The sequence below is a fragment of the Rhodovulum tesquicola genome (assembly GCF_024128855.1).
In the GTDB taxonomy this organism is placed as follows: Bacteria; Pseudomonadota; Alphaproteobacteria; order Rhodobacterales; family Rhodobacteraceae; genus Rhodovulum; species Rhodovulum tesquicola.
In genome coordinates this window covers 25499-50426 of record NZ_JAMYDV010000015.1, presented here as the reverse complement: position 1 = coordinate 50426, position 24928 = coordinate 25499, and the positions used below count along the sequence as shown (strand labels likewise).

The window sequence follows — 24928 nt, the reverse complement described above, 5'->3', positions numbered from 1 at the left end:
GCACGCTTTGGGGTCATGTCCCGCCATGCGCTGCCCGGCGAAACCGTCCGCAGGCACATGGCAAAAGGAACAGGACGCGGTGTTCGAAGTCATCACCATCAGCTTCGCCTTTTTCTTCGGACTGCTCGTGCGGCAGGTCGGCCTGCCGCCGCTGGTGGGCTTCCTTGCCGCGGGCTTTGCCATCAACATCTTCGGACCGACGCTCGGCCTGCCCGAATATACCGGCGAAACCCTGCATCATGTCGCGCATCTCGGCGTGCTGATGCTGCTCTTTACCGTCGGGCTCAAGCTCAAGCTCGAACAGATCGCCCAGCCGCAGGTGGTGGGCGGCGCGCTGCTGCATTTCGCCATCTCCGTCGCCGTCTTCGTGCCGGGGATCATGCTGTTCACGCCGCTCGACTGGAACACCGCGCTGCTGCTGGCGATCGCGCTGTCGTTCTCCTCGACCGTGCTGGCCGCCAAGCTTCTGGAAACCAAGCGTGAACTGGGCGCCTTTCACGGCCGCACCGCCATCGGCATCCTGATCGTGCAGGACATCATCGCGCTGGCTGTGCTGGCCATCTGGTCGGGCCAGACGCCCAATATCTGGGCGCTGCTGGTCTTTGCCGTGCCGCTGCTGCGTCCGGTGCTGCACTGGCTGCTGGATTTCGCGGGGCATGACGAACTGCTGGTGCTGATGGGGATGCTTCTGTCGCTGGTGATCGGCGGCATGGGGTTCGAGGCGATGGGCCTGTCCTCCGAGATCGGCGCGCTGGTGATGGGGGTGCTTCTGTCCACCCATTCCCGCGCCAAGGAACTGGGCGAGGCGCTCTGGTCGCTCAAGGAGATCTTCCTTGTCGGCTTCTTCCTCCAGATCGGCCTGACCGGCCTGCCGGACTGGGGCGCGATGATGTTCGCGCTGGTGGCGGGCGTCGCGCTCGCGCTCAAGGGGGTGCTGTTCTTCGCGCTCATGATCGCGTTCAAGCTTACACCACGCAGCGCCTTCCTGACCGCGCTCAGCCTGACCGCCTATTCCGAATTCGGGCTGATCGTGGCGGCGGGCGTGCTGCCCGAATATCTGGTGCCGCTGGCCATCGCGGTGTCGATCTCCTTCGTGATCGCGGCCCCGCTCAACCGTTTCGCGCATCCGCTCTACGAGCGGTGCGAACATCGGCTGCGCATCTATCAGCGAAACACCATCCACCCCGACGAACAGCCCAAGAAGATGGGCGATGCCGATGTGCTGATCTTCGGCATGGGCCGCACCGGCAGCGCCGCCTACCGCGTCATGGCCGACCAGGGCTTCCGGCCGCTGGGTCTCGATTCCGACACCTACAAGGCCAAGGCCCACCAGGAGGCCGGGCGCAACGTGTTATTCGCCGATGCCGAGGACAGCAATTTCTGGCGCAGTTGCGACCTGGGACAGATCCGGGCCGCCATCCTCGCGATGGACGATCTCGAGGCCAAGCTGATCGCCGCCCGCTCGCTGCGCGCGCGCGGCTTCACCGGGCCGATCGTGTCGCACGCCCTGCATGAATCGCACCAGGAACAGATCCGCGATGCCGGCGCGGATTATACCCATCTGACCATGAACCAGGCCGGGATCAGCCTTGCCGAACAGACCCTGAACGCGATGAACAGGGGCTGAGGGCACAAGGACCCGTGCCGCCCGTGCCCGGGATGACCGGCAGCGCCTTCGCGGAAGCCGGGCACCACATCACATAATGTCTGTTATCGGTCCTTCTGTTCCGGGCCGGAAGGAGCAAGGGCGGGATGGACAAGCGGACCCGGCACGGGTGCGGATCCGGCGCGTGGAGGGGCAGAACCTCCCCCCCGGGCGCGCGGCGGAAACTCATGCGGCATAATAGTCGCGATACCACGCGATGAACCGCGCGACGCCCTCGCGAAAGCCGGTTTCGGGGCGGTAGCCGGTCAGCCGCTGCAAAAGCCCCGCATCCGCCCAGGTCGCCGGGACATCGCCGGTCTGCATGCCCATGTAGTTGCGGATCGCCCTTGCGCCCAGTTCCTGCTCGATCGCCTCGATGAAATCCAGCAGGCGCACGCTTGTCGAATTGCCGATATTGACCACGCGGAACGGCGCCACGGGGCTGAGGCTGTCGCCCTCGACCGCCGTTTCGGGCCCGCCGGGCACCGCGTCGATCAACAGCCGGATCGCCCGCACAAGGTCGCTGACATAGGTGAAGTCGCGCCACATCTCGCCATTGTTGTAGATGTCGATGGGCTTGCCCTCGGCGATGCCCTTCGCGAACCTGATCGGCGCCATGTCGGGCCGCCCCCATGGCCCGTAGACGGTGAAGAAGCGGAACATCGTGATGGGGATGCCGTGGATATGCGCCCAGGAATGGCCCATCGCCTCGGTCGCCTTCTTGGTGGCGGCATAGATCGTCAGCGGGGTGTCGGCCTTCTGGCTCTCGGCAAAGGGCATCTCGGTGTTGGCGCCATAGACCGACGAGGTCGAGGCCATCAGCAGATGGGCGACCCCGGCCCGCCTTGCGGCTTCCATCACGTTGAAGGTGCCGACGATATTGGCGTCGATATAGGCCCGCGGGTTTTCGAGGCTGTAGCGCACGCCCGCCTGCGCGGCCAGATGCACGATGACATCCGGCGCGGCGCTCTCCACCGCGGCTGCCAGCGCCGCCTCGTCCTCCAGCATCGCCTCGGTCGCCCGGAACCCCGCGTGCTGGCAAAGGATGGCATGGCGCCGTTCCTTGAGCCGGAGGTCGTAATAGGAGGTCATGCCGTCATAGCCCGCGACCTGCCATCCCTCCTGCAACAGCAGTTCCGCAAGGTGAAACCCGATGAACCCCGCCGTGCCGGTGATGAAGGCGCGTCTGGTCACGATGCGACTCGTTCGGAACCGGCCCCGAGCGGGGCGCCGGGCCTGATGGATGTCGTGCTCGCCATGGATCTTCCCTTCGCCGCAGGATCAGCGCGACCCTGCCCCAGTGACGCAGCCGAGGCAATTCCGTTTCCGGTGGACGGGCTGCGGCCGGATGCCGAGGACGCCGGGACGCGCCCCGAAGAACGCCCGGCGCGGCAAGCCCGCCATCGTCGCGTTGTCGGCCAAAGCCCGGCATTCCGCCCCTTTGCCGGTTTCGTGGACGGGCAGACCGCAGAGGTCATCGCCTCGATTGACAGAAATCCGATTCGGGTGAAACGTCGGACCCTGTCATGCGGCAACAGCCCGCATGACGGAAACCGGACAATTGATGGGCAGTGCGCTGCTGTCCGCGCAGTTGAGGGTGGCGGATGGGTTCCTGGTGGTTCTGGGTCCTGATCGGGACAGTCTTCATCCTTGGCGGCCTGTTCGCCCTGTTCAACCCGCTTGCCGCGACCCTGACCGCCGAACAGATCGCCGCCTGGCTCTTTGTCCTAGGCGGCATCGCGCAACTGCTTGGGGCCGTGCGGACCGCGGGCTGGACCGCGCGTATCCTGAACGTCGTTCTCGCGCTCGCCTATCTCTGGCTCGGGGTTTCCCTGCTGGCGAACCCGCTGGCGGGCGTTCTGACGCTGACCGTTCTGGTGGCGATCCTGTTCCTGATCAACGGCGCGGCGAAGCTGTTGCTCGGGCTGACGATGCGGGGGACGTCGTTTTTCTGGCCGACCATGATTTCCGGGGCGGTTTCGGTCGTTCTGGCGCTGATGGTGCTTTCGAATTTCCCGCAATCCGCGGCCGTTCTTCTGGGCGTGCTGCTGGCGGTCGAACTGGTGTCGAGCGGCGTGATGATCCTGTCCTTCGCGCTCTTCGTGCGCGGCCGCGGCCCCGGTCGCGGCGGCACATGATCGCGCGGCGGCAAGGCGTTGCGCGGGAAAGCCGCTGCCCGCCCGGCCCGGGGGGAACGCCGTGAATGCGCCCCGCGATGTCGTCGCCGGTTACCGCACCGCGCTGGACCATATCGGGCCGTTCCTGCTGATCCATCTGGCGGTGCGCCTGCTGGCCGCGGCGGTGATCGTGCCCGCCTCAGGCCTGATGCTGGCCGCCGCGCTTGCGACCTCGGGGCAAGGCGCGGTCACCGACCAGGACATCGCGCGCTTCCTGCTCACGCCGGCGGGCCTTGCCGGGGGGCTGGCGCTGGTGGGCCTGTCCATCGTCGCCGGCGACCTCGACATTGCGATGATGACCGAAACCCTGCGCCGGGGCGAGCGGCGGGGCGTGCGGGCGGTGCTGGCGGGGCTGGCGCTGGTGGTCGGCCGCTTTGCCCGGCTGTTCGCCTTCGCCCTGCGGCTGGTGCTGCGCATCCTGCTGATCGCGGCGCCGTTTCTGGCCGTGGGCGGGGTGGTGGCCTGGCTGGCGCTGGGGCGCTACGACATCAATTATTACCTGACCTACCGCCCGCCCGCCTTCATGGCCGCCGTCGGGATCGGGGCCGTGCTGGCCGTGGGTCTGGCCGGGGTGCTGGTGGCGCGGCTGTCGGGCTGGGCGATATCCCTTCATCTGATCCTGTTCGGGGGCCTCGGGCCGCGCCAGAGCTTTGCCGAGAGCGCAGAGCGCCTGCGCGGGCGGCGGCCGGGCGTGGTGGGGCGGATCGTCCTCTGGGCGGCCCTGCGCAGCCTGCTGGCGGCGCTGGTGGCCGGGGCGGTCGGCCTGCTGATCGGGGGGATGCAGGACCTTTTCGGGGCGAACCTGCGGCTGGTGGTGATCGTCACGCTCGTCCTGCTGCTGCTCTGGGGGCTGGCGAATGCCGTGGTCTCGGCGCTTGCCAACGGGGCGCTGGCCGCGCCGCTCGACCGGCTTTACCGCGACGCGACGGGGCATGCGCCCGAACCCGCCGCCCCCGTGGCCGCCCCGGCCCGCCGCATTCTGGCGCTGCCCGTGCTGCTGGGGGGCGCGGCGCTGTTGGTCGTCGTCGGGCTGGCCTTCGGCGGCGCGGTGCTGGAGCGTGTCGGCGCCGAGCGGCAGGTCGAGATCATCGCCCATCGCGGCGCGGCCGGGGCGCGGCCCGAGAACACGCTGGCCTCGGTCGAGAAGGCGCTGGAGGATCGCGCCGACTGGGTCGAGATCGACGTTCAGGAAACCGCCGACGGCGAGGTCGTCATCGCCCATGACAGCGATTTCATGAAGCTTGCGGGCGTCGATCTGAAGGTCTGGAACGCCACGATGGCGGATCTGGCGGAAATCGACATCGGCAGCTGGTTCGACCCCGCCTATGCGGATCAGCGCACGCCGACCCTGCGCGCCGTGCTGGAGGCCGCGAAGGGCCGGGGCAAGGTCCTGATCGAACTGAAATATTACGGCCATGACGTGGCGCTGGAATCCCGCGTGGCCGGGATCGTCGAGGCGACCGGCATGGCCGACCAGGTGGGGGTCATGTCGCTGAAGATCCCGGGCGTGCGCAAGATGCACGCTTTGCGCCCCGACTGGCCCCACGGGATCCTGGCGGCCACCGCGTTGGGCGATCTCTCGACGCTCGACGCGGATTTCCTCGCGGTCAATACCGGGCAGGTGTCGGTCGGGCTGGTCCGGCGCGCCCATGCCCAGGGCCGGAAGGTCTATGTCTGGACGGTCGATGACCCGGTGACGATGGTGCGCATGATTTCGATGGGTGTGGATGGCCTGATCACCAACGAGCCCGCGCTGGCCCGGCAGGTGATGGAGGCGCGCAACCGGCTGTCCACCGCGGAACGGCTGCTGCTCTGGCTGAGCGACCGGGTCCAGCCGGACAGTTTCGACCTGGTGGCCGAGGAAGAGGATGCCTAGGCGCGCGGGGCTGATGCTTGCCCTGGCGGCGGGCCTTGGCCTGCCTTCGGGCGGCTGGGGCGAGCCGGTCCCGGGCGAACCCTTCGCGCTGCGGCTGTCGGTCGAGATGGCCGCGCATCGGCGCCTGATCGCGGTGATGGCGCAGGCCGGCCACCGGCCCGACGCCTTCACGACCGATGGGTGCAGCGGCGGGCTGTCGGCGGCCTGGGACGTGCTTGCCGACCTGCTGCCGTCCTTCGGCCGGACCCATGAGGATCGCCCTCCCTGGGAAGCCTGCTGCATCGCCCATGACCGCGCCTATCACGGAGCAGGCGACGCGCGCACGCCCGAGGACAGCTTTCGTGCGCGGCTGTCGGCGGACGAGGCGCTGCGGGCCTGCGTGCTGGAGACCGGCGCGGACCGGACGGCGCACCTGTCCGCCACCTACGATCTGACCGAGGGGCAGGTCGCCGCGGCCTATGCGCTGATCGCAGGCGCGATGTTCGACGCCGTGCGGCTGGGGGGCGGCCCTTGCAGCGGGCTGCCCTGGCGCTGGGGCTATGGCTATCCGGGCTGCCTGCTGGGCGAGTGAGGCCAGGCCGCCGGGTCAGGCCGCCTTGCGTTTCACCCTTTCGCGCAGCGTCTGGAAGGCAACGTAAAGCGCGGGGATCACGAAGATGCCCACCAGCGCGGCGGCCAGCATGCCGCCCGCGACGCCAGTGCCCACCGCGCGCCGCGACAGCATCGAGGCGCCCTCGGCGGTGACCAGCGGGATGAGCCCCGCGATGAAGGCAAAGCTGGTCATCATCACCGCGCGGAACCGCGCATGGGCGCCCGCGATGGCGGCCTCCACGATGCCCACGCCCGCCTCGCGCCGCGCCTTGGCGAATTCCACGATCAGGATCGCGTTCTTCGCCGCCAGCGCCAGCAGCACCACCAATCCGATCTGCGCATAGATGTTGAAGGGCAGCCCGGTCAGCAACAGCGCCAGCATCGCGCCCGCCACGCCGAAGGTGACCGACAGAAGCACCGGCACCGGGATCGTCCAGCTTTCGTAAAGCGCGACGAGGAACAGATAGGCGAACAGCACGGCGAGTGCGAGGATCGCCGTGGTCTGCCCGGCCGCCTGTTTTTCCTGCAGGGCGGTGCCCGTCCATTCGACATCGAAACCGGGCGGCAGGTTGGCCGCGGCGACCTCTTCCATGGCGGCCAGCGCCTCGCCCGAGGCCACGCCCGGCGCGGGCTCGCCGCTGATCTTGGTGGCGCGCTGGTTGTTGTAGCGTTGCAGCGACATCGGCCCGACCGTGTAATCGGCGCTGGCAAAGGCGCCCACCGGCACCATCTCGCCGCTGGCCGAGCGGACATGGATGCGCGCGATATCGCCCACCTCGTCGCGATCGCCGGGGGCGGCGGTCATCCGCACCTGCCAGGACCGGCCGAACAGGTTGAAGTCGTTGACATAGGCCGAGCCCAGCGTCGGTTGCAGCGCCGCGAAGACATCCGAAACCGGGATGCCAAGCGCGTAAAGCCGTTCCCGGTCGATATCGAGGAAAAGCTGCGGGCTGTCGGCCGAGAAGGTCGTGTAAACGCCCGAAAGCCGCGGATCGCCATTCGCGGCGAAGGCAAGGCCGCGCGCGGTGGCGGCCAGTTCGTCGGCCGGGCGGCCCTGCATGTCCAGCAGTTGCAATTCGAAGCCCGACCCGCTGCCAAGCCCCGCGATGGGCGGCAGGTTGAAGGCGATCACCTGCGCCTCGCGGATCGCCGCCGCCTGGCGCATCGCCTGGGAAATCGCGGTGAAGACCGAGGTTTCCTCGGTGGTCCGTTCCTCGAAATCCTGCATCGAGACCAGCGCGAAAGCCGCGTTCGACTTGGTGATCCCGTCAAGGATGGAAAAGCCGATGACCGAGGTCACGCTTTCCACCCCCGGCAGGCCCAGCAGGATTTCCTCCACCTGCCGCTGCGCGGCTTCGGTGCGGTTGACCGACGCCGCCTCGGGCAGGCGGGTTTCGACGATGAACGAGCCCTGATCCTCGGACGGCAGGAATCCCGTGGGCACCGCGCGGAACAGCCCGCCGGTCAGCACCATGGCCCCCGCCAGCAACACCACCCCCAGCACCGCGCGCCGCGCCAGGGCCCCGGCGACGGCCGTATAGCGGTCGCGGGCAAAGTCGATGCCCGCCGAGATGCGGCCCATTATGCCCTTTTTCGGCCCGTGATGGGGTTTCAGCACGATGGCGCACAGCGCCGGCGCCAGCGTCAGCGCGTTGATCGCGGAAATCACCATCGAGACCGACACCGCCACCGCGAATTGCTGGAACAACTGCCCCGAAATGCCGGGGATGAACGCGACCGGCACGAAGACCGACAGCAGAACCAGCGTGATCGCGACGATGGCCCCGGTGATCTCGCCCATCGCGGCCGAGGCCGCCTCGGCCGGTGTCATCGACGGGTTCTCGGCCATCTTGGCCTCGACCGCCTCGACCACCACGATGGCGTCATCCACCACGATGCCGATGGCCAGCACCAGCGCCAGCAGCGACACCGTGTTCAGCGTGAAGCCCATCGCCAGCATCACCGCGAAGGTGCCGACCAGCGCCACCGGCACCGCGATCAGCGGCACGATGGTCGCGCGCAGCGAGCCGAGAAACAGGAACACGACGATCACGACCAGGATGAACGCCTCGAACAGCGTCTTCTGCACCTCGGCGATGCTTTCCTTGACGAAGGTCGAGCTGTCCGACACCACCGCGTAGGCCACGCCCTCGGGGAACCGCTCTGCGCCACGCGCCATCGCGGCCTTGACCCCGTCGGCGGCGGCAATCGCGTTGCCGCCCGGCGCGAGATAGACGCCGATCAGCGTCGCGGGCTTGCCGTCGAAACTGGTGGTCACGTCCGAGTTGCGCTCGCCAAGCGTCACCTCGGCCACGTCGCCCACCCGCACGACGCCGCCATCGGGGGTCGACCGAAGGATGATGCGGGAAAATTCCTCGGCGCTTTCAAGTCGGCCTGTCGTGGAAATGTTCAGTTGCAGGCCGGGATCTCGCGTCACCGGTTGGCCGCCGACCCGCCCGATCGCCGCCTGCACGTTCTGGCTGCGCAGCGCGGCGATCACATCGGCGGGCGTCAGGTTCAGCGCGGCCAGCCGGGCGACATCCAGATCGACGCGCATGGCGAACTGGTTGGAGCCGAACATCGAGGCATCGCCCACGCCCTCGACCCGTTTCAACTGGTCCAGCAGGTTGATCCGGGCATAGTTCGTCAGGTCCGCCCCGGTGACGCGGTCATCCTCGGCGTAGATCGCCACACCCATCAGCAGCGAGGACGATTTCTTGGCCACCCGCACGCCGGTCTGCTTCACCTCGGCCGGCAAGAGCGGCTCGGCCAGCGCCACGCGGTTCTGCACGTTCACGGCGGCTATGTCGGGATCGGTGCCGACCTCGAAGCTGATATTCAGGATATAGGTGCCATCCGCGCCCGATGTCGACGACATGTAGATCATGCCGTCCACCCCGATCACCTGGTCCTCGATCACCTGGGCGACGGTCTGTTCGGTGACCTCCGCCCCCGCGCCGGGATAGGCGGCGATGACGGACACTTGCGGGGGCACGATGTCGGGGAACTGTTCCACCGGCATCCGCGTCAGCGCGATGAGACCGGCCAGGAACAGCACGATCGAGATCACCCCGGCCAGGCGGGGGCGGCGGATGAAGGTATCGGCCAGCATGGGTCAGCCGCCCCCGGCCGGGGCGGCATCGACAACCGCGCCGGGACGCACCTTGTTGATCCCCTCGGTGATGACCCGTTCGCCTTCCGACAGGCCCTCGGCGATGACCGCATGGCCCTGCGTGCTGCGGGCGATGGTCACGCGGCGCTGCTCGGCCACATTGCCCTCGCCCACGACCAGCACGAAGGCGCCCTGCACGTCGCGCTGCACCGCCTGCTGCGGCACGGCCAGTTCTCCCTTCGGCTTGTTCGCGGTCAGGGTGACGCGCACCAGCTCGCCATCCCGCAGCGAACCCTCGGGATTGTCGAAGCGGGCGCGCGTGATCACGCTGTCGGTGCCCGCGCTGACGGCGCTGTCCACGAAATCGACGTCGCCCGGCAGGGCGTAGGTGCTGCCATTGGCCAGTTGCAGCGTCACGGCCTGGAGCTTGCTGGCCTCGCCCGCGGCGATCCGGTCGTTGTAGTCGCGCAAGACCGCGGTCGGCACCGGGAATTCGGCATGGATCGGGTCAAGCTGCGTCAGCGTCGCAAGCGCCCCCACCTCGGGGCCGATCAGCGCGCCGACATCCACCGCGGACGTGCCGATCCGGCCCGCAAACGGGGCGGTGATCTCGGTATAGGACAGGTTGAGCCGCGCGCGGTCCAGCGCGGCCGACAGGCGCATGATGTCGGCCTCGCGGCTGGCAAGTTCCGCCTCGGCATTGTCCAGAACCGCCTGCGCGGCGGCCTGGCGGGCGACCAGTTCCGCCTGCCGGTCGCGTTCCAGCCGTGCCCGGTCGCGGGCGGCCTCGGCCCCGCGCAGCGCGCCCTCGGCTTCCTTGACGGCGGTGGCGTAAAGCGCCTGCTCGATCCGGAACAGAAGCTGGCCTTCCTCGACCTGATCGCCGGGAGCGAAACCGATCTCCTCCAGCGTGCCGCCGACCCGCGCGACCAGCGCCACCCGACGGTCGGCGTCAAGACGTCCGTTGAAGGTCGCGGTTTCCGCGAGTTCCATGATTTCGGCGGGCACGGCAACCACGGCGGGCACCGGGCCCTGTTGCGCATATGCGCCGCTGCACAGCAGCAGCGCCACCCCGGCAACAAGGCGGACCTGTCTTCCCAGCATGCCCCTCCCCCCATGAGCCCGACAGTTCAAACACTGTGGTGAAATTGTGGGAGATCCCCCACACGATTCGTCAACCTTTTCGAGTTTGTGGACAGATGTCTTGCGATGACAATGCTTCCATCCGGGCGCTTCGGGGTGTTTGGTCCTGACCCGAGCATTCCTTAGCGCGCCACGCCGATATGGCATCGGGCGCGCGTCAGGGAGATTTTCGACGGGCGGCCACGCGCGGGGGCTGACGCGCCCCGGTCGGCTCGCCAGCGGGCACCGCGTCACGCGTGGATGGCCCGGATGGCCGTTTTCAGATCGACCCCGCCGATGATCCGGCCCGACCTGTCCGAAACGGCCACGCGTTGTTGCGGTGCGTCGGACAGGTGCAGAAGCGCGTCTTCAAGCAGGGTGTCATGCGGCAGGACCGGCCCGCCGGGGGCCGTGCCTTCGACCAGCGACCCAAGCCGGATGACCCGTCCGCGATTGATATCCTTGACGAAATCGCGGATGTAATCGTCGGCGGGCCGCAGCACGATCTGTTGCGCGCTCCCCTGTTGCACGACCGCGCCATCGCGCAGGATCGCGATATTGTCGCCAAGCCGCAGCGCCTCGTCCAGATCATGCGTGATGAAGATGATGGTCTTGTGCAGTTCCTGCTGCAATTCCAGCAAGATGCCCTGCATCTCGGTGCGGATCAGCGGATCGAGCGCCGAGAAGGCTTCGTCCATCAACAGGATGTCGGCATCGGTGGCCAGCGCACGCGCCAGCCCCACGCGCTGCTGCATGCCGCCCGAAAGCTGGGCAGGGTAGTGGTTCTCGTAGCCGTCAAGACCCACCCGCGCGATCCAGTGACGCGCGGCCCTGGTGCTTTCCGTTTCGGATTTCCCCTGCACCTGCAACCCGTAGGCCACGTTCTGAAGCACCTTGCGATGCGGCAGCAATCCGAATTTCTGGAACACCATCGACGTCCTGAACCGCCGCAGGTCCCGCAGCCGGCTTTCGGACATGCGCAGCACATCCTCGCCGTCGATCAGGATTTCCCCCGCGGTCGGGTCGATCAGCCGGTTGATATGGCGGATCAGGGTCGATTTTCCCGACCCCGACAGGCCCATGACGACCTGCAACCCGTGCGGCTGGATATCCAGGCTGACATCGTTGATCCCCAGAACGTGGTCGTGCTGCGCAAGCAGGTCTTCCTTCGACACGCCGTCGCGGACCAGCGGCAGCACCTTGTCCGGGGTCCGGCCGAAAATCTTGTACAGGTTCCGGATCGAGATCTTGGCGTCACTCATTGCCCATGCCCCTTGCGATGGGCCTGAAGCCGCTGGCCATAGCGTTGCGACACCCGGTCGAAGATGATCGCCAGCGCCACGATGGCCAGCCCGTTCATCACGCCAAGCGCCAGGTACTGGTTGGAAATCGCGCGCAGGACCGGAACGCCCAGCCCCTGCACCCCGATCATCGAGGCGATCACCACCATCGCCAGCGCCATCATGATCGTCTGGTTGATGCCCGCAAAGATGTTGGGCAGCGCCAGCGGCACCTGCACCCCCCACAGCTTCTGCCAGCCCGAGGCGCCAAAGGCCGTCGATGCCTCGAGCACGTCGCGGTCCACCAGCCGGATGCCGAGATTCGTCAGCCGCACGATGGGCGGCAGGGCGTAGATGCACACCGCGATCAGCCCCGGCACGCGCCCGATGCCCAGAAGCATCACGACCGGGATGAGATAGACGAAGGAGGGGATGGTCTGCATCACGTCCAGAACCGGCGTGATCGTCGATTGCGCGCGGTTGGAGCGCGCCATCAGGATGCCCAGCGGAATGCCGATCGCGATGCACAGGATCGTCGCGACCGAGATGATGGCCAGCGTCGACATCGTGTCCTGCCACATGCCGAAATAGCCGATCAGGAAGAACGCCGCCACGCTGCCGAGCGTCATCACCCAGCTGCGCGACCCGGCCCAGACCAGAACGCCGATGACCCCGAGGATGACGGGCCAGGGCGTGTTCACCAGAAGCTTGTCGAACCAGACCAGGAACATCAGCAAGGGATGGAAGAAGGCTTCGATGGCTTCGCCCCATTCGCGCGAGAAATTGCGGAAACCGGCATCTATGCCGCGGCGCAGGGCGGCCAGATCGGCGCGGCCCATGGACGGAAAGGTTGTCAGGAAATCCACGACACGCACTCCTTGCGGAAAGCAGACGGGGACGGGGCGCGGCAGGGCACCCCGTCCGTCAGGTCAGGCGCCCGGCGTCAAAGCCCGGCGCGGATGCGGTTTGCGACATCCTCGGGCACCCAGGCGGCCCAGATGTCCTCGTGGCTGGCAAGGAACTCGAACGCGGCTTCCTCGCCGGTGGCCTGGTTCTCGTTCATGTAGACGAGCATCGCGTTCATCACGTCGCCCGGAAAGACGCGCGCCGCAAAGTAGTCTCTCGCAACGCCCGCCGTTTCAAGGAAGCGCGTGGTCACCACGGTTTCGACTTCCGATACGGTCCAGGAGGTGGGCTGCGGATCGAGGCAGTCCTGTTCGGACAGCGCGATACACCCGTCCCAGTTGTCGGAACCGGCCCATTCGGCCTCGAAGGGCAGCGCGACCATGTCGTAGCGCCCGATCATCGCCGTGGGCGACCAGTAATAGCCGAACCACGGCTCGCCCCGTTCGACGGCCCGGGCCATCGACCCGTCCAGCCCGGCGGCAGAGCCCGGATCGACCAGGATCCATCCCTTTTCCTCCATGTCGAAGGCGCGGAACAGGTTCGCATTGACCAGCTGGCAGCCCCAACCGGCCGGACAGCCGACAAAGGCGCCGCGCGAGGGGTCCTCGGGATGGGGGAACAGGTCGGGGCGGGCCAGGACCTTTTCCACCGTGTCAAGCTCGGGATGCGCTTCGGCAAAGGCGGGCGTGATCCACCAGCCTTCGCCCAGGCCCGTGATCGGGCCGTCGTTCAGCGCGTGCAGCGCGCCTTCGGCCTTTGCCGCCTCCAGCGCGATGCGCACGGAATTGATCCACAATTCGGGCGCCACATCGGGTTGGCCGCGCGTTTCCATCGACGCGAAGGTGGTTTCGGTCGCGCCCGGCACGAGCGAGACGTCGCAGCCATATCCCAGTTCTAGGATCAGCGCGTCCACATTGGCCATGAACTCGGCCGACGCCCAGTTCATTTCCGCGATCGACACGCTTGCGCATTCATCCGCGGCGGCCGCGGAGCCAAAGGCGATTGCACCGGCAATCGATGCGATTGCCCCGAAGGTTCTGTAATGCACGAGGTTCCCCCTGATCTTTCCATCGTTCGTTTGGCGACAGACCGCGCCCGCACGTCGAGTTTGCGAGGACGCTGCTGCCAGCGAAGCAATGGGCGGCCGCATCACTCCATGCGCCGAAAGGCGCAGGCGACTGCCCATCAGGTAGCGACAGTAGAGGGCAACCCGCCCCGGATTGCAAGCCGGAGGCCCGCCGCAGCGCCCGCGGCCGCCTCGGCCCCCCGAGGCGGGTCTACTTGCCGATCCGCGACAGCACGTCGGCCTTGAGAAACCGCTCGACCGCCAGCATGAAGACCACCGAGGGCACCAGAAGCACCAGCGCGGTGATCGAGGCGATCTGGTAATTCCCGCCCGCCGCCGCGGTGAACAGCGTCAGCGGCAGCATCTGCACATCCGGCGCGCCGACGAAATAGCTGCCGGTGAATTCGTCGAGCGACTCGAGAAAGACGAAGATCGCCGCGGCCAGCAGCCCCGGCATCGCCTGGGGCAGCGTCACGTCGAGAAAGGCGCGTAGCGGCCCCGCCCCCATCGAGCGGGCGGCCTCTTCGCCATCGACCGGCACGGCGGCGAAGGCGGCGGTGGCGATCCAGACCGACAGCACCAGCCCGTGCACCGTATGCACGATCACCACCCCCGCGATCGTGCCGTTCAACCCGATCTGATAGAACACGCGCGCGATGTTGACATAGACGGTCAGGTTCGGGAACGCCTGCGGGATCAGGAACGAGATCAGGATCAGCGCCCGGGCGGGCAAGGGCAGGCGGGCCAGCGCATAGCCCGCCGGGATCGACAGCGCCAGCGACAGCGCCACGGTCAGCAGCGCCACGCTCACGCTGTTGGCCAGCGCCTCCCACGCGCCGCCGCGGGGCGAGAACACCCGCCCCCAATAGCCGAACCCCCAGTCGGTCGGCAGCGCGTGGGGATAGAACCACTTTTCGGCGAAGGCCCAGAGCAGCAGGTTGGAAATCGGCCCGAAGATCAGGAAGGCCAGCACCCCCAGCCCCAGCGCGCGGGGGATCCACAGCAGCCGTTTCATCGCCGCTCCCTCAGGCCGAGGCGCAGGTAGAGGATGGCGAATGCCCCGGTCATCAGCAGGGAGACGACCCCCAGCGCGTTGGCCACGCCGTAATCGCCATAGGCATTGATGCGAAAGGCGATGTCGGCGGTGATCATGGTGGGCGACTGGGCATTGATCATCAGCGGCACCGACAGCACCGACATCATCGTGACGAAGGACAGGATCAGCCCCGTCATCAGCGTGCGCGCGGCCTGGGGCAGCACGATGTCCCACAGCACGCGAAACCGCGAGGCGCCGAGATTGCGCGCCGCCTCGATCGTGCCGCGGTCAAGGGCGGCCATCGCGCCGGCCAGCAGCAGCGTGACGAAGGGCGTCTGCTTCCACACGAAGGCAAGGACGATGCCGCGCCAGTCGAGCCAGCTGCCGAGCGTCGCCGCATCGGCCAGGCCCAGCGTCGAGAGGCTGGCATTCAGCATCCCGCTCTTGGCCAGGAAGGTCCGCATGATCTGCGCGGTCACGACGAAGGGAATGAACAGCGGCCAGCGGTAGAGCCAGCGCAGGATCGCCACGGCGCGCGGGTTCTGGCCCAGCGTCAGGTAGCCCGCGATGGCGGTCGCGATCAGGCCGGTCAGAAGGGTCGACAGACCCACGATCAGCAGCGTGAACAGGATGTCGGCCCGGTAAAGTTCGGCCAGTTTCACGAAATTGGCCAGCCCCCGCCCCTCGGGCGTGCGAAAGGCCCCCTCGACCGAGGCCGCCAGCGGCAGCACGAAGAAGACCAGCACCGACAGCAGCGCCGGGGCGACAAGCGCCAGCCCCGCCAGCGGCAGGGCCGCGCGGCGGCGGAACGGGGGGTGGTGGGGGGCGGTCTGCATGGCGGTCGGGGCCGGTTGGCCCGACCCGAAGGGGCCGGGCCGGGGGCCGTCACTGGGCAAGGTGGCGTTCATAGGCTTCGAGGATCGCGTTGTTGTAGGGCGCGATCGGGAAGGGCTTGCCCCGGGTCGCCAGATCCTCGGGCGTGACATCGGTGAAGAGCTTGGCCCAGGTCTCGGGGGGCAGCGCGGCCTCGACATGCTGGGCGTCGATGCCGGGATACCAGTTGAACCGCTCGACGATGCCCTCGGCCTGCACCTCGGGGCTGGTGGCCAGTTCGACGAAGGCCCGCGCCAGGTCGCCATTGGGCGCCTTGGCGGGGATGACGAAATGCATCGGCTGGCCGGGCATGCCGGGGGCGGGCAGCACCAGGCGGAACTCGGGCGGAAGCTGGCCGTTGGCCTGCCAGGAATAGAACATGTCCACCCAGACCGGGCCGATGGCGATCTCGCCGCGCGCCAGCATGTCCAGCGTCCCGGCATTGCCCGCGGTCAGCGTGGCGTTCTTCGTGAAGGCGGCCAGATCGTCGAAGGCCGCGGTCCAGCCCTGGATCTCGGCCTCGTCGAAGGGGCCGTTCATCAGCTTGTCGGAATCGCCCGCGCCATAGGCATAGACCCAGCCCATGACGAAACTGACGCCGGAGGCGCCGCCCTTGATGCCGTTATAGCCGAACTTGCCCGGGTTCTCGGCGACCCAGAGCTTCAGCTCGTCATAGCTTTGCGGCGGATTGGGCACCATGGCGGGGTTGTAGGCCAGCGCGGTCTGGCTGTTGAACATGGGCATGACATGGCCCTTCACCTCGGTTCCCAGGGCCATGTCGGCATTGGCCCGGGTCACCAGCGCGCCGGTGGCGATCTGGTCGCGATAGGGCGCCAGCCAGCCCGCCTTCACCATGGGGCCTGCGAATTTCTCGTGCACCACGGCCACATCGGTATCCCAGAGCGCGGATCCGGCGGCCGCCTGGGCCTCGAAGCGTTCGGTGATCTTCTGCGATCCGGCATCGCCCGGCCCGGTGCCGACGGCGCGGACCCGGACGCCCGGATGGCGCGATTCGAAGAGCGGGCCGAGATACTCGTTGACATAATCGACCATGTTCTGATCGCCCGCGGTCAGGACGGTCAGGTCCTCGGCCTGGGCCGGGCCGATCGACAGCCCGAGGGACAGGATGGCGGCAAGCGTGGGTCTCATGTGAAGCTCCGTTCGGGGCGGGCCTGTGCGGCCGGGAGGATGGGACCGGTCCGGTCGCCCCGCGAACCGGGACCGATGGCGGCGCCGCGCCCGTCGGCGGAGGCGGCAAAGAGGAAGACCCTGTCCGGCGGCAGATCCAGCCGGACGCGGCTGCCCGCAGGATGGGCGCGCGGGGCCAGCGCCTCGACGCTGGCCGGGCCGATCTGCACCCGGTGCAGCCAGCCATCGCCCGGATAGCTGCAGGACGCGACCGTGCCGAACAGCGACAGCGTGCCCGCTGCGGGCGGCGGCGCGTCGATGGGGCAAAGCGCGCCCCCGGCGGGGCGAAAGCGCAGCTCGACCGGGCCCGGCGCCAGGTTCGGGACAAGGAGCGGCGCGTTCCAGTCCGACCCGGCCAGGATCACCTGCCCGCCCTCGGCCACCGCCTCGAGCGGCAACAGGTTCTCGGCGCCCATGAATGCCGCGACGAAGGCCGATCCGGGGCGTGTATAGATGTCCTGCGGACTGCCCTGTTGCAGGATGCGGCCCCGGTCCAGGATCGCGATGCGGTCGGCCATCACCATGGCCTCTTCGCGGTCATGGGTGACAAGGATCGTTGTGATGCCAAGGCGTTGCTGAAGCGCGCGGATCTCGGTGCGCAATTGCAGCCGGATGCGCGCGTCGAGATTGGACAGCGGCTCGTCCAGCAGCAGGATCTCGGGCTCGACCGCCAGCGCGCGCCCCAGAGCGACCCGCTGGCGCTGACCGCCGGACAGGGCGCCCGGCTTGCGCCCTTCCAGCCCGTCAAGCCCCAGCATCGCCAGCACGTCGGCCACCCTTGCCGCGATGGCGGCGCGCGGCAGGCGGCGCAGCGCCAGCCCATAGGCCAGGTGCTGGGCCACCGTCTTGTGCGGCCAGAGCGCGTAGGACTGGAACACCATGGACATGCCCCGCCGGTCGGGGGGCAGGGCCGTGATCTCGACCCCGTCGCGCAGGATGCGCCCCGCCTGCGGCATCTCGAACCCGGCGATGGCGCGCAGCAGCGTGCTCTTGCCGCAGCCCGACGCGCCCAGGAGCGCCACGAACGCGCCGCGCGGCACCGAAAGGTCGATGGCCTCCAGCACCGCGGTCGCGCCATAGCCCGCCCGAAGCCCCTCGATCTCGAGATGTCTGTGCCCTTGCACGGCCACGCCTTCCGCCCGTCGCGCCCATCGGAGGGGCTAGGGGTTTTGCATGACGGCCCTGTTGCAGTCCGGCGACGGTTTCATGTCGCCGGACGCAGGCCGGGCCCGCCTAGCGACGGCGCGCGGCGAGGCCGAGGCCCGCAAGGCCCCCGAGCAGCAGCAGCGCGCTGGCCGGAAGCGGGACCGGCTGCACATCCGCAAGGCTGGCAACCGTGACCGCGACGTCGGCGAACTGCCCGTCCTCGGCCGCATCGGCGAAATGGACGAAGGGATCAAGCCCGAGGCCGAAGCCCGAAAGCGTCACCAGCGCGCCGCCCTCATGGCCGGGGACGGCGTCCAGCAGGAACTCCATCGCATCGACGGAAGACCCCGCCTGAAGGACCACCGCCAGGGTCTGGTCGAAGTCGAAGACCGCCGCCAGCGGATCGCCAGGGCTGACGAAGATCTGCGCGCTCAGCCCGGCCAGTGGCCCGGAGGCGAAGGTCGTGTCCAGGCTGAACAGGTCGCCGAAGTCGGCGATATAGTCGAAGCTGCCGCTGGCGGTGCTGACCGGCGCGCCGGTCGCCACGCCCAGCGTTCCCGCCTGCGCCGCGTCACCGAAGGCCAGCGCCGCGACCAGGGCGGCCGATTTCAGAAGGTCGTTCATTGGTCTTCCCCATCGAAAGGGGGCGGCCCTCGCGGACCGCCCGGTTTTCACATTCACCCTCAGGCCACCAGCATCTCGGGCGTGCCGAAGCGCAGCCCCAGATCGTCCTCGATCAGCCCCGTGCCCGTCACATAGATCAGGTCGCCATCCGGCCCGACCTGAAGCACCAGCGCGCTGGCGGTGGACTGGACCGCGACCGAAATCCCCTCGGGCAGAAGGATCGAGTCGAGTCCGGCCTCGAAATCGCTGATGATGTTGCGCTCGCGGATCCCGTTGGACAGCTCATCCGCGAACCAGAACACATCCGCCCCGGCCCCGCCTGCCATCCGGTCATAGGCCCCTGCCCCCGGCAGGATCAGGTCATCCGCGGCGGTGCCGGTCAGCATGTCGTTGCCCGCGGTGCCGTGGATGTGGTTGAGGAACGGCCCCGACAGGTCGATGATGGCCACGTCGTCGAAGCTTGCCCCCGCCGCACCCCAGGCATAGAGCCCCGCGGCGCCGCCATCGAGGTCGCGATCCTCCAGCGGACGGGCGAACATCTCGTGCCCGTCGATCCAGACCTGCATCTTGCCATCGACATTCTGGGCGCGCAGGTGGAAGGTTTCCTCCGGGGTATAGGTGGCGGCGACCCGGCCGATATAGCTTTCATAGCCCTCGACCACCTTGACCAGCGTGGTCAGACCGACCCGCGCGTCGATCTCGAGCTTGTAGTAGTTGTCCGGGTCCTGCCAGTTCAGCATGAAGCCGACGCCGCCCTTGCCGGGCACGCTGACCAGCGCCTCGATGGCGTAGTCGGACAGCGCCATGTCGCCTTCCCACAGGGCATAGCTGCCCTTGTGCAGCGCATAGACCCCGTCGCCCAGCGGCGACCAGCCGGTCTTCCAGACATCGGGATTGGAGGCCCCCGCCCAGGTCAGTTCGCGCGAGGCCGCGCCCGAAAGCTCGACAAGCGCGCCGTTCACCACCTGCCAGTCGGCCGGACCGCCGGTTTCGGTCGTGTCGACGAAGCGCCAGCCCGCGGCGTCGCCATCCTCGAACCGGTCGGCCGCGATCAACCGGTCGCCGCTGATGACATCGACGATCTGCACCGCGCTCTGCTCGCCCGCGGTCAGGGTGAAGCGGTTGCGCCCGGCCACGGCCTCGAACTCGGCCACCGGGGCGGTGCCGCCGTTCCAGCCCAGCGGATCGACCGACATCGCCGCATCCAGCCGCACGGTCTCGCGCCCGTCGCCATCGAAATCGACCAGCATGAGGCGCGGCCCCGCCACCGCCTCGGGCGCGGGGGCGCGCACCAGGATGTCGTCGAAGATCGTGCTGCGCTGGCCCGAGGAGTAGAGCCCGATGGTGCCCGCACCCAGCGGGTCGGCATCCTGGACGGTGCCGCCGAACAGCACGACGCCGTCAAGGCTGGCCGCGATATCGCCGCCCTCCACGCGCAGCCGCAGGTCGACCGCGTCATAGAAGGTGTACCCGCCCGCCTGGCTGGCCAGGAGCGTCTCGACCCCGTCCGCGACCTTGACGAGCTGGCGCAGGTTGGTTTCGTTGTCGAGCGTCAGCCGGTAGAAGTTCTGCGCGTCCTGATAGCGGAACACCACGCCCATCGTGTCGTTGTCGAGCGAGGTCAGGGTGAGGTCCATCACGATGTCCTGCCAATCGCCCGCCGCCCAGAGCAGCAGGTTGTCGGCCCGGTTCGACTGGTCGAACAGCGCCCCCTGCGGCGCGGCCAGCCCGTCATCGCCTGCGCGCGAGAAGGCGGTGCCCTTGACGAAGAAAGGCGTGCCGGTATCGGCGCCGAACGTCACCTCGCGCAGGTCGGCGCTGCCGAAATCGGTCGCACCCAGCGCGCCGTCAAAGCGGAACTGCGCCGCCAGCGGATCGGGGGCGGTGTCGAACGGCCCGTCGGCATCCACGCCGCCAAGCGCCGCGATCTCGGCCGCGTCGAGCGCCCGGCCCGCAAAGGCGAAGGCGGCGGCGTGGATCTGGGCGGTCTCGCCGTCATTGTCCGAGAACAGCAGGAAGCCCCGGTCGCCGTCGATCGTCCAGCGCGAGCCGTTGGTGATGTCGCCATCCACGACCTGGGTGCCGACCAGCGCCCCGTCCAGATACTTGCGCAGCACATGCGCGTTGTCCTCGACGCTGACGGTGACGGCGACGCGGGTCCAGGCGTCATAGGTGAAGGCGCCATCATAGGCGTTGGAAATGCCGATCCCGCCGGTGCCGTTGCCCACATTGCGCAGGAACAGTTCCGCATCATTGGCATTGCCCGGGTCGGTCTGGAACAGCGAAGCCCAGGTGCCCTGGCCATCGGCGACATACAGGTCGTAGACCAGCGTGTAGTCGGTGATCGGACCCGCCGCATCGGGCGCGACCAGCAGACCGCGGGTCGGGGCCAGCGCGGGAACCTGCACCACGCCCACGCCCTGCGCGCCGGTTCCGTCCAGCATCACGACGGGCGCGGCCAGCGTGGTCTCGAAATCGGTGCCGGTTTCCGAGCCGCCGTTGAAATCGTCCCATTCATCGGGATCGGCAATGGCGATGATGCCGGTGCCGCGGGTGAATTCGGCGCGGCCCTGGCCATCGGCCGAGGTCCAGAATTCGGGCGTGGCAAAGCTCCAGCCGCGCCATTCGGTCGTGCCCTGGGGCACGCTGTCGGGGGTGTCGACCTGCCAGCCGGGGGGCGGTTCATGGGTCCAGCCGAGGACCGGAATGGCCTCGTCCACCGCGGGCAGCAGCCGGTCGGCAAGGCTGTCGAAATCCTCGGCGATCAGGACGGTGCCATCGGCATCGGTCAGTTCGACATTGTCGATCGCCCAGAACCAGTCATTGCCCGCCTCGCTCATCTTCCAGAACAGTTCCACCGTGGCCGCGGTGGCGGGCACGAGGAAGTCGAGCGTGATCCGTTCGTTCCGGTTCGAGCCGTCATCCTGCGTCGTGTCGCTGTCGAAGCGCATCAGCGCGGCGGGTGCGGCGCCGTCGATCGAGACCAGCACCTCGGCCGTCTGGCTGTCCTCGGGGCGCCAGTGGCTGTCGAAGGCCAGCGTCAGGCTGCGCTGTTCGATGCCCTCGATCGAGGGCAGCGAAAGGCCCAGATCGGTGCCAAGCCGCGTCAGCGCGGCAAGCCCGGCCTCGGGCGCGACCCAGCCTGCCGCGTCGCCGTTGTTGAAGGTCTCGACCAGCAGGGTATTCGCATCGGTCGCGATCACCCGCACGCTATCGCTGCTTTGCACGCCGCCCGGGGCCGTGACGGTCAGCGTCAGGTCGTTGACGCCCGCGGGCAGGCTGACGGTGGCGGTCGCGCCCGTCGCGATCACCTTCCCGGCCGCGTCGGTCCAGGTATAGACGAGGTCCTCGCCATTGGGGTTGGTGCTGCGCGAGGCGTCGATCGTCACCGCGCCCGCCACCACCATGTCATCGCCCGCATTCGCGATCGCCTCGGCCCGGCGCGCCCCCAGATCGAGCCCGGTATAGGTCTCTTCATGGCCGACATAGGGGCCCTGCAACCCGTCGCGGGACATCTCGGGCGCGCCGCGATAGCCGGTGAAATAGGTGTCGAACCCGGCAAACCAGGTCGAGGTGTAGAAGGTGCCGTTTTCCGGGTCGATGGTGACCAGGCGGATCGCGCCATTGCCGCCATTGCCGCCGCGCAGGGGATCGCCCGCGCCATTGGCCTCGTTCGCGACGCCGTTCTGGTAGTTGACGAGGAACTGGAACACCGGGTTGCCGAAATCGTTGTAGGAAACCAGCGTCTCGGCCCCGTCGCCGAAGATGTGCCCGCCCGCGGTGAACAGAACGTTCGGATGCCGGGCAAGCACCTCCTGCCACAGCGTCATGCCGTCCCAGGCCCCCTGCGGATCGTTGCCGATCCCGTAATCATAGCCCGCGCCCTCGCCCTGAAGCGGGCCGCCCAGGCTGTCATGCAGGCCGTCCCAGTTCATCATCGAATGGGTGGTGACCATCGCCTTGCGGTCGCCATGCTGCGTCAGCACGTCATCGGCCCAGCGAAGCACGTCGTCGCGCGGTCCGAATTCGAGGTTGAGGAAGATCCAGCCGGTGCCGTCCGGCGCGGTCCAGAGGTGATAGTTGTTGTCGTAGCGGTCGGGTTCCTGGTCATAGACCCCGCGAAAGGTGGGATCCTCCGACATGTAGGCGGTCGAGAAGGCGGCGTTGTAGGTCGCGGTCTCGCGGATATTCGCGGACCCGCCGGTGCCGATGTCGTGGTTGCCCGGCAGGACGGAATAGGGAATGCCCGCATCGCGAAGGATGTCCATGGCGCTGCGCGCGATGGCGAACTGGCCCGCGGTGGCGGTCTGGGTGACATCGCCGACATGGGTGACGAAGCCAAGGTTCAGCCCCTCGGCATTGTCGGCCAGCCACTGGGTCATCAGCGCGAAGGTCGGCGTGATCGTGGCGTTCGAGGTATAGTCCTGGGTGTCGGGCAGGATCGCGATGGTATAGGCGCCCTCGCCCGCGACGCGGACGCGCACGGTATCGGTCAGCAGATTGCCGGCGGCATCGGTGGCGGTCACGACCAGATCGGAATGGCCAAGCGCGCCGAAGCTGAGGGCAAGCGTGCCGTCCACGATCCGGGCGTCGACGGCGGCGCCGTTCGAGGTGGTGACGGCAAAGCCCGTTGCGCCCGCGCCGAACACCTCGGCCAGATCGAAGCTTATCGGGGCGGTCGTGGGCGTGACCAGCATGTCCTTGATCGGATTGGCGATCACGGGCTTTTCGACCGGAACCGTATCGCTGAGCGTCACGCCGGCAAAGCCGAACTCGACCGCAGGCGCGTAGCCGTCAAAGCCGATCTGCGCCGACAGCCCGTCATCTCCGAACGGTCCCGCGCCATCGGCCCCGCCAAGCGCGGCCAGTTCGGCCGGGGCAAGAACCCGGGCGGTCACGCCGAAATGCGCCAGAAAGCCCGGCGCCGTCTCGCCGTCATTGTCGGTCAGGATCAGGAACCCGGTCCCGGCATCGAGGGTGAAGCGGGCGGTCGAGACCGATTGCTGGTCGATCAGCACGCCGTCGATATATTTCGACAGGCGCGAGGTGCCGTCGCCCAGGTCCTCGACGGTGATCGCCACCCGCGCCCATTCCTCGAACGGAAGCGCGCCGTCATAATCCCCGCCGATGCCGATGCCCCGGTCGGAACCGCGGGCGAAGAACTCGCCATCGCCCGACTGGGTGACATCGGTCTGAAGGAAGGCGAACCACCCCGATTGCATGTCGCCCACGCGCACATCCCAGACCATCGTGTAGCTGGCGATGTCGGCCAGCCCCTCGGGCAGGGCAAGCCGCAGCCCCTCGTCCCGGGCGAAGGCGGAAAAGGACAGCACGGGAATGTCGGCCCCGCCCGGCCCGGCGATCCCGAATTGCGAGGCCTGCGCCACGATGCTGTCGCCAAAGGCAACCGGCGTGCGGAAATCGGCGCCGTCCAGGATCACCGCCGCCTCGCCGAAGCGCGGGGTCAGGTCCGCGCCCGCAAAGTCGATCTGCACCGCCCCGGCCGAGGGCTGCACCGGGAAGAGGCCCGCCGCATCGGCGGTGGGGAAACTGGCAAGGATCGCGGCCACTTCGGGCGCCGAGGGCAGGTCGGACGTGTAGAAGACCGACGAGACGACCAGCGGCGCGGTCTCGCCGTCATTGTCGGTGAAAAGCCGCAGGCCAGCCTCGCCCACCGTCCAGCGGCTGGTGACGCCCAGGATCTGGGTGCCGACCAGCGTGCCGTCGACATATTTGCGCAGGACCGTCGCGCCGTCCTCGACGGTGAAGGTCGCGACGATGCGCACCCAGCTGTCATAGGGCACCGCGCCCTCGTAGACGCCCGCAATGCCCAGCCCGGCCGTGCCATCGCCATTGTCGCGCAGGAACAGGTCGGCATCGCCGCCGCCGGTCTGCACCAGCGCCACATAGGCGCCCGGGGCGGGCTGCGGAAGATAGAGGTCGAGCCCGAGGGCCCATTCTGCCGCGCCCGTCTGCGGCACCAGCACCAGCGCCCGGTCGGGTCCGAAGGCGGGCAGCGCCAGCACATCGGGGTCGATTCCGGCGATGCCGGGAATGCCGAACTCGCTGGCCTTGCCGAAAGAGATGTCTCCAAGATCGCGCGTCATGTCGTCCCCCGCCTGCATCGGTCCGTTCTGGACCTGACCCGGATTGCCTGCGCCGCGACTCACACGGCCGGGCGCTGCGCGATCCATCGCGCATTGCTGTATCGGCACGGTGACAATAGGCGCGCAGGATCATCACCTGCGGGACGGTGACGGCGCGACCGGCTGCCCAGGCGCCGGGC

Annotated in this window: 16 protein-coding genes; 4 read left to right on the top strand and 12 right to left on the bottom strand. The window is 68.3% G+C overall.

All coding sequences use genetic code 11. The annotated features are described in order from the left end of the window. The first annotated feature begins 25 nt into the window (after positions 1–25). Positions 26–1627, top strand: coding sequence for a cation:proton antiporter family protein (locus NHN26_RS12845; protein ID WP_253089803.1), 1602 nt, complete (start codon positions 26–28; stop codon positions 1625–1627). Between the two features lie 204 nt (positions 1628–1831). On the opposite strand, the gene NHN26_RS12840 is transcribed toward NHN26_RS12845, so the two are convergent. Beyond that, a complete protein-coding gene (locus NHN26_RS12840; protein WP_435594208.1) occupies positions 1832–2839 on the bottom strand; it encodes an NAD-dependent epimerase/dehydratase family protein in 1008 nt (335 codons plus the stop codon). A 410-nt stretch (positions 2840–3249) separates the two neighbouring features. Between NHN26_RS12840 and NHN26_RS12835 the strand changes: the two genes are divergently transcribed. The 3 genes from NHN26_RS12835 (at position 3250) to NHN26_RS12825 (ending at position 6269) form a co-directional block, all read left to right on the top strand. Then, entirely contained in the window at positions 3250–3783 is a 534-nt protein-coding gene (locus tag NHN26_RS12835) for an HdeD family acid-resistance protein (protein WP_253089802.1), read from the top strand. 61 nt (positions 3784–3844) lie between these two features. Further along, the gene (locus NHN26_RS12830; protein ID WP_253089801.1) at positions 3845–5698 is read left to right on the top strand and encodes a glycerophosphodiester phosphodiesterase; all 1854 of its coding nucleotides are present in this window, start codon (positions 3845–3847) and stop codon (positions 5696–5698) included. After that, the gene (locus NHN26_RS12825; RefSeq protein WP_253089800.1) at positions 5691–6269 is read left to right on the top strand and encodes a hypothetical protein; all 579 of its coding nucleotides are present in this window, start codon (positions 5691–5693) and stop codon (positions 6267–6269) included. Before NHN26_RS12830 ends, NHN26_RS12825 begins: the two co-directional genes overlap by 8 nt. Before the next feature lie 15 nt (positions 6270–6284). Here the strand turns inward: NHN26_RS12825 and NHN26_RS12820 are convergent, their stop codons facing one another. From NHN26_RS12820 to NHN26_RS12770, 11 genes are all read right to left on the bottom strand, one after another. Beyond that, on the bottom strand, positions 6285–9401 hold the full coding sequence (locus NHN26_RS12820) for an efflux RND transporter permease subunit (RefSeq protein ID WP_253089799.1): 3117 nt from the start codon (positions 9399–9401) through the stop codon (positions 6285–6287). Between the two features lie 3 nt (positions 9402–9404). Then, on the bottom strand, positions 9405–10505 hold the full coding sequence (locus NHN26_RS12815) for an efflux RND transporter periplasmic adaptor subunit (RefSeq protein ID WP_253089798.1): 1101 nt from the start codon (positions 10503–10505) through the stop codon (positions 9405–9407). A gap of 269 nt (positions 10506–10774) precedes the next feature. Beyond that, positions 10775–11785 carry a quaternary amine ABC transporter ATP-binding protein gene (locus tag NHN26_RS12810; protein WP_253089797.1) on the bottom strand — a complete coding sequence of 337 codons (1011 nt, stop codon included), beginning with the start codon at positions 11783–11785 and terminating at the stop codon, positions 10775–10777. After that, on the bottom strand, positions 11782–12669 hold the full coding sequence (locus NHN26_RS12805; RefSeq protein WP_253089796.1) for an ABC transporter permease: 888 nt from the start codon (positions 12667–12669) through the stop codon (positions 11782–11784). The genes NHN26_RS12810 and NHN26_RS12805 overlap by 4 nt, the downstream gene beginning before the upstream one ends. A gap of 77 nt (positions 12670–12746) precedes the next feature. Then, entirely contained in the window at positions 12747–13757 is a 1011-nt protein-coding gene (locus tag NHN26_RS12800; protein WP_435594207.1) for a glycine betaine ABC transporter substrate-binding protein, read from the bottom strand. 229 nt (positions 13758–13986) lie between these two features. Next, on the bottom strand, positions 13987–14790 hold the full coding sequence (locus NHN26_RS12795) for an ABC transporter permease (protein ID WP_253089795.1): 804 nt from the start codon (positions 14788–14790) through the stop codon (positions 13987–13989). Beyond that, positions 14787–15647 (bottom strand): ABC transporter permease, encoded by an 861-nt coding sequence (locus tag NHN26_RS12790; protein WP_253089794.1) that lies wholly within the window; start codon positions 15645–15647, stop codon positions 14787–14789. The genes NHN26_RS12795 and NHN26_RS12790 overlap by 4 nt, the downstream gene beginning before the upstream one ends. Before the next feature lie 49 nt (positions 15648–15696). Further along, positions 15697–16833 carry an ABC transporter substrate-binding protein gene (locus NHN26_RS12785; RefSeq protein ID WP_253089793.1) on the bottom strand — a complete coding sequence of 379 codons (1137 nt, stop codon included), beginning with the start codon at positions 16831–16833 and terminating at the stop codon, positions 15697–15699. Beyond that, positions 16830–17996, bottom strand: a complete 1167-nt coding sequence (locus NHN26_RS12780) for an ABC transporter ATP-binding protein (protein ID WP_253089792.1) — start codon at positions 17994–17996, stop codon at positions 16830–16832. The genes NHN26_RS12785 and NHN26_RS12780 overlap by 4 nt, the downstream gene beginning before the upstream one ends. Before the next feature lie 109 nt (positions 17997–18105). Further along, positions 18106–18642 (bottom strand): VPLPA-CTERM sorting domain-containing protein, encoded by a 537-nt coding sequence (locus tag NHN26_RS12775; RefSeq protein ID WP_253089791.1) that lies wholly within the window; start codon positions 18640–18642, stop codon positions 18106–18108. A gap of 59 nt (positions 18643–18701) precedes the next feature. Beyond that, positions 18702–24749, bottom strand: a complete 6048-nt coding sequence (locus NHN26_RS12770) for a hypothetical protein (RefSeq protein WP_253089790.1) — start codon at positions 24747–24749, stop codon at positions 18702–18704. Positions 24750–24928 lie beyond the last annotated feature (179 nt).